Genomic DNA, 6,609 nt, shown 5'->3' on the forward strand with positions numbered 1-6,609 from the left:
TGGAGTAAAAATAAATTAAGAACTAATTAGGTATGAACATAGATTTCAATAAAAATAACGACGGACTTGTACCGGCAATCATTCAGGATGCGAATACAAAGAATGTGTTGATGCTGGGTTTTATGAATGAAGAGGCCTTTCTAAAGACCAATGAAAGCAAAAAAGTCACCTTTTTCAGCAGAAGTAAAAACAGGCTCTGGACCAAAGGGGAAGAGAGCGGGAATTTTTTAAATCTCGTTGATATAAAACTGGATTGTGATAATGATGCTTTGCTGGTTTCGGTGATTCCGCAGGGGCCAACCTGCCATAAGGGTACCGATACCTGCTGGGCAGAAAAGAATGAACCAAATTTTGGATTTTTGTCAAATCTGGAAGGTATTATTGAAAAACGCAAAAGAATGAGCGAGGTTGAGCCTGATTTGCGTGAAGACAAACAGAGTTACGTGGTTTCCCTTTTTGACGAGGGAATCAATAAGATCGCCCAGAAAGTAGGGGAAGAGGCCGTAGAAACCGTGATTGAAGCCAAAGACGATAACGATGAGCTCTTTCTAAACGAAAGTGCCGATTTGCTATTTCATTATTTGATACTGTTACAGGCCAAAGGATTCACTTTAAAGGATATCTCAAAAGTGCTGGAACAGAGGCATCGTTAATCCTCTTTCCAGCTTCCGAATTTCCCGGCCTGATAATCCATATAGGCCTGGTTGATCTCTTCCATCGTATTCATTACGAAAGGCCCGCGCGCCACTACCGGTTCATCGAAGGGCTTTGCGTGCCCAAAAAGCAGCGTGGAATCTTCTACTGCCTCGATTTGTAATTTTTCGGAATCATTTCCGAAATCTACGAGATGAAGTTCCATTGCCTGCTCGCCATTAACTTTAAGTTCGCCTTTGATCACGTAAAAGAAAATATTATGGTTTTCAGGAATTTGAAGCTTCAGGTTGGCTCCTTTTTCCAGAAATACAGTGGCCAGGTTGATTCCCGTTTCAGGTTGAAACGCACCTTCTGTACCCATAAATTCGCCTGAAACTACCTGGGCTCTTCCGCCTTCAAAATCAACCACAGGAATATCTGCACGTTGCAAACCTTTGTACCAGGGTTTGGTCATCTTAAGCCGTGCCGGTAGATTTACCCACAGTTGTAAAATCTCAAGCGGGCCACCCTTTTCTTTAAACTCTTCCGAAGAAACTTCAGAATGGATGAGTCCGCGGCCGGCGGTCATCCATTGCACGCCACCACCTGTGATCACGCTTTTATGTCCGTCAGAATCTTTATGTGCAATATCTCCCTCGAGAATAAAAGTCACGGTTTCCATCCCGCGATGGGGATGTGGCCCAAAAGGAAGACCATTATTGTTCGGTTTATAGGTTTGCGGCCCGTGGTGGTTTAAAAATATAAACGGGTCTATCATATCGATGCTACCCGAAGGCATTGGCGAATAAGTTTCCAAATCGGCAATTGGGCGATATTCGGCTTTTACGATTTTTCGAATACTTCTCATAAGACTATTTATTTCTTACATATATGAGTTTAAATCTACTATTTTGGCCCGAGCGGGATTCAACTTCAAATTTAGGAATCGAACTAATGAGCGGGGTGAGCTTCTCATACCCATAATTACGGGAGTCGAAGTTGGGCTGTTTTTTCTGAAGTAAACTTCCCACATCGCCTAAAAATGCCCAGCCATCTTCATCGGCCACATCAGAAATGGTAGAGGAAATTAGGCGGATTACCTTTGGGGTAATTTTATCTACATTTTTCTTCCTGGCTTTTTTGCTGCCCTTATCCGATTCCCCGTTTTCTTTTTCATCGGAATCACTGCTTTTAAGGATTTCAAGATAGATAAACCTGTCGCAGGCTACGATAAAGGGATCGGGGGTTTTCTTTTCGCCAATTCCGTAGACTTTCATCCCTGCTTCGCGAAGGCGGGTGGCGAGTTTGGTAAAGTCGCTGTCGCTGGAAACCAGGCAAAACCCATCTACCTTGCTGGAATAAAGAATATCCATCGCATCGATGATCATGGCCGAATCGGTCGCATTTTTTCCCTGGGTGTATGCATATTGCTGAATGGGGTTAATGGCATTTTCAAGCAAAACATTTTTCCATTTGGCCAGGTGCGGCTTGGTCCAGTCGCCGTAAATTCGTTTTATGGTAGGATTGCCGTATTTGGCGATCTCTTCCATCATTTCTTTTATATAAGCTGAAGGGATATTATCCCCGTCTATAAGTACTGCTAAATTGGTGTCCATAGGTTGGTTTAAAAGTATCTAAAGATACATTTTTCAAAAGAAAGACCACCGGGTTTAATCGGTGGTCTTTGAAAATTTCAGAAATAAGAAATATTAGTTATAACGGTAAATTGCGTGCATTTTTGAACCTTTTTGAGGCAACTGTTCGCCATTTACGAGAAAAACCATACCGCCCTGTCCCAGCACTTTTTTAGCAGCCCAGTTTGAAAGGGAAGTATTGTCTTCATTTTGGGCATCTTCAAGATCTACATTCATATTGGTCTCGTCATATTTTCCCCAAACTTCGGTCCCGGTTTCCAGGAATAAGGTATCTACTTTTCCCTGGTGTATGGCCGGCAGGATATCGTGAATGGCCGACGAGGTTTTTTCGGTTTGATTATGTTCTGCAAAAACCTTGAGTTTGGTGCGCTTTTGCGATTCGAAAAGCGGTTCTATGGTAGCCCAGGCTTTAGCGTGTAAGCCAAGCAGGTCGCTATCGGCGGGATTTCCGGGCACGGCTTCTTCGTATAAATTCTGATAGGTGTTAGCTTCTTTATAAATAGGAAACAGATAATCCTGGCAGGCTACCAGCAGGGGTAATTTATTTTCCTGAAGCAGGCTTTGCAATCCCTGATCAACCGCCCTGAAATATCTGAAAATTTCATTTTTGCGCTCCCGGTCTGCCCCGGCGTGGCCGTGCATATTTTTTTGTCCCATAGAGGTGGCTCCGCTTTTTTGCTGAAGGTGTTTTTCTTCATAATCATAACCTACTCTATCCTGCAGGCGCGAGGGGGTGAGCTCTTCAATATTTAGCGGAGTGATTCCATATTTACTGGCCTCGTAAAGTTTTACACTTTCAACCTGAAGGGAAAGCAGGTAAAATCTCCCGTCTCCAGAGAAAATTGGCACCAAAGGTTTTAAATAAAACTCCTTATTAATATAGAATTCGGCTTCAAACTGAAGTGGAATTGCAAAGGTTTCAAAATAATCTTCTGAAACATAAAGTGCCAGGCCATCTGACTGATGTCTCCAGAAGCTTTTGTCTTCTAATAACTCCTGCACGGGAGCCGAAAGCTTTTCGATTTTATCTTTAGCAACGCCCCGGCGATCCAACTCGGTTTTCACTTCTTTCCAAAGCGATTTTAAATGAGTTTTATGCTTTTCTTCCAAAACTTCGTGACCGGCCCTTTGTGTGGGTATAAAAACCGATACACAAACATCGTTGGAAAAATTGGCCAGTTGTTCAAATTCCTTTTCACTTATTAATGACATAATTTCAAATTTTAAGATTGAGAATTTGCAGATTAAGAAGCAAATTCTGTGGTTAATTGGAAAGTTTAAGATAAGCCGAATATGAGTGATATCAAAGGCTTTGTAAGCATCCTAGTGCTAAATTTTTCTTAAGATATCCCGGGACTCTTGTTTTCGGTGGGGCAAAAATTTACGCCGGGTCTCCAAAAAACTATCCAATTTTTTGTTAATGAACATTCTTGGAATAAAATCTTAAAATTTGTAAACAAAAGCTCTAAAAATCGACTTAAAACAGGTTAAAAAAGTTAAATGAACCCCTATATGTGTAAGACTTTTTTAATTTAGAAGTGGAAGTATTTTTTGAACCTTCGTGGGAACCGAAAACTTTCTGCTTTTTCTCATTAGTAGGTACAGGAAGGACAAATATAACTTCAGGCTGGCCAACCATAAAGCTGCCGGATGATTGAATTGGAAAATTCAGGTCCGGCGGTTTTTTTTGTGAATTTTTAAAAAAGTTTAACCCCGTCATTTAGGATTTTTATCGGTCTGCCTGTACATTTATTCAGAATCAAAATTTGGAAACTTATGGCAAAAGATCACGGACCCAGCATCAAAAATGATGAACAATATGAAGAATTAAGAGAGCAGGGCTACAGTAAGGAAAAAGCTGCCAGGATCGCAAATGATGATAAATCCGGAAAAAAAGGCGGCAAGGCTGAAAAATATGAAGATCGTACCAAAGAGGAATTATTGGAAAAGGCCCGGGAAGTGGGGATAGAAGGCCGCAGCAAAATGGATAAGGATGAATTGATTAAAGCCCTGCGAGATTCGTGACAAAAATTAAAAATTATGTAGGAATTTTCATTAAATTAGTAGTTCCTGTTTCAGAGCCCCCCATTTGAGGTTAACTCTGGAACAATAGGAGAGTCTCTTAGACCTGGTGTTTAAGAGACTTTTTTATTTCCATTAAACCTATATGGGTTTATCGTTTAACTCGAAATATGGGAAATAAAACCCTCTAAAACTACTTCTAAATTTTTTTAGCCCTTCTATTTAAGTCAATTACCTTAAGACAAGGAAATTCTGCATTTCAACGAAAAGCTAAAAAATAGTCTTAAACCAAAACTAAAATTTTGTTAATTAGTATCAGATTTCTGTAAGGAAAATTCGGAAGCCATACTCTACAAATTTCCGAAGCTACTCACAAGATCGCCCCAATCACTTACCTGCGTATTGAATAATCTTTTAAAACCGCAAATATGATGGGACGATTACTATTTTTTAAAAATTTAAAATGCCTGCTGTTTCTACCGGCATTTTTTGTGCTTTCATTGGGTTGGGGGCAAACGGTAACTTCCGATAAGGATGATTATGCGCCGGGGGAGATAGCGATAATCACCGGGGAAGGCTGGGTAGACGATGATTATGTAGATGTGCATTTACATGAAGATCCAGAACACGATCACGATCACAGCTATCACAATACCCCGGTAAATGCTGATGGCACCTGGAGAATCAAATACCCCATTGAAGAGCGTCATTTGGGAGTTACTTTTACCGTAGAGGTAGTAGGAAAGCAGAGTGGAGCTACGGCGGAGACTGTTTTTACGGATGCGGGAATTAATCAAGTGTCGGTAAATTCAGGGTCTATTTATTGTATAGGACAAATGGTTTCAGTTAGTTTCAATAAAACTGCAGCCGGTGGAAGTCAATTTCCTTCCGGTGTCACTTTTATAGCAGAACTCATAAATTCAACAAATAGTGTAGTTTATGGTGAAGTTGGAAAATTAGTAGATACAGGGGGTGGAAATGGTAGTTTAACTATAATAGGTGAAATTCCAATCACTACACCAGGTTCAACCTATAGAATTAGAGTCCGTTCTGAAAACCCTATAACTAATCAACCATTTAATAATACAAATCTAACTATTATTAGTAGCCCATCCGCCCCTATTATCTCTGATCAAAACTTCTGTAATTTAGATAATCCAACTGTCGCCTCACTTCCTCAAGATAGTGGTACTTTTAACTGGTATAGTGCTTCTACAGGTGGTAATGCATTGGAAGAAACAGCAGCTTTAAATAATGGAACCTACTATGTTAGTCGGAAATTAGGGGGGTGCGAAAGTGAGAGAGTTTCTGTAGAAGTCACTGTAACTCCCAATCCGGCCAAACCTACAATTAATGCTAACTCAAGTGCTACCTTTTGTCCCGGTGATTCGGTAGTTCTTACTTCTTCAGCTTCAAGTGGCAATCAATGGTATAAAGATGGGGTAGCTATTAATAATGCAAACAACCAAATATATGAGGTAACCGAAAGTGGTTCTTTTACAGTTATTGCAACAGTGAATGATTGTGCATCAGATGAATCTGATGCTGTTGAGATTATGGCAGAGGACAAATTTGATCCAACCGCTATTGCACAGAATGTAACGATATACCTTGACGCCAATGGAGAAGCATCAGTAACAGCTGCCCAGGTAGACAACGGCAGTTCAGACAACTGTGGCGTTGCAATATTAGCGTTAGATATTACGGACTTTACGTGTTCAAATGTAGGTGACAATGATGTGGTCCTAACCGTAACCGATGTCAATGGAAAGCAAAGCACGGCCCATGCTGTTGTGACTGTGGTTGACAATATCAACCCAACCGCTATTGCACAGAATGTAACAATATACCTTGACGCCAATGGAGAAGCATCAGTAACAGCTGCCCAGGTAGACAATGGAAGTTCAGACAACTGTGGCCTTGCAACATTCGCATTAGATATTACCGACTTTACATGTTCAGATGTAGGCGACAACGATGTTGTCCTAACCGTAACCGATGTCAATGGAAAGCAAAGCACGGCCAATGCTGTAGTGACTGTGGTTGACAATATCTATCCAACGGCTATTGTACAGAATGTAACAATATACCTTGACGGCAATGGAGAAGCTTCAGTAACAGCTGCCCAGGTAGACAACGGAAGTTCAGACAACTGTGGCCTTGCGACATTAGCCTTAGATATTACGGACTTTACGTGTTCAAATGTAGGCGACAATGATGTTGTCCTAACCGTAACCGATGTCAATGGAAAGCAAAGCACGGCCCATGCTGTTGTGACTGTGGTTGACAATATCAACCC

Annotated in this window: 6 protein-coding genes; 3 read left to right on the forward strand and 3 right to left on the reverse strand. The window is 41.0% G+C overall.

Features of this window, described 5'->3' with window-relative positions; translation table 11 throughout:
- Window positions 1-32 precede the first annotated feature (32 nt).
- Window positions 33-653, forward strand: coding sequence for a bifunctional phosphoribosyl-AMP cyclohydrolase/phosphoribosyl-ATP diphosphatase HisIE (hisIE, locus tag ACW6QP_RS07410; RefSeq protein ID WP_457910225.1), 621 nt, complete (start codon window positions 33-35; stop codon window positions 651-653).
- Here hisIE and ACW6QP_RS07415 read toward each other — a convergent pair.
- From ACW6QP_RS07415 to ACW6QP_RS07425, 3 genes are all read right to left on the reverse strand, one after another.
- Window positions 650-1,501, reverse strand: coding sequence for a pirin family protein (locus ACW6QP_RS07415; RefSeq protein ID WP_457910226.1), 852 nt, complete (start codon window positions 1,499-1,501; stop codon window positions 650-652). The genes hisIE and ACW6QP_RS07415 overlap by 4 nt on opposite strands.
- A 4-nt stretch (window positions 1,502-1,505) precedes the next feature.
- Window positions 1,506-2,249, reverse strand: a complete 744-nt coding sequence (locus ACW6QP_RS07420; RefSeq protein WP_457910227.1) for an NYN domain-containing protein — start codon at window positions 2,247-2,249, stop codon at window positions 1,506-1,508.
- Window positions 2,250-2,342: 93 nt separating this feature from the next.
- Window positions 2,343-3,500, reverse strand: a complete 1,158-nt coding sequence (locus tag ACW6QP_RS07425) for a baeRF7 domain-containing protein (protein ID WP_457910228.1) — start codon at window positions 3,498-3,500, stop codon at window positions 2,343-2,345.
- A 564-nt stretch (window positions 3,501-4,064) separates the two neighbouring features.
- On the opposite strand from ACW6QP_RS07425, the gene ACW6QP_RS07430 reads away from it, so the two are divergent.
- On the forward strand, window positions 4,065-4,313 hold the full coding sequence (locus ACW6QP_RS07430) for a DUF7218 family protein (RefSeq protein WP_457910229.1): 249 nt from the start codon (window positions 4,065-4,067) through the stop codon (window positions 4,311-4,313).
- Window positions 4,314-4,738: 425 nt separating this feature from the next.
- The coding region (locus tag ACW6QP_RS07435) for an Ig-like domain-containing protein (protein WP_457910230.1) at window positions 4,739-6,609 on the forward strand (1,871 nt) is incomplete at its 3' end.

This window comes from Salegentibacter haimaensis, from assembly GCF_054121495.1.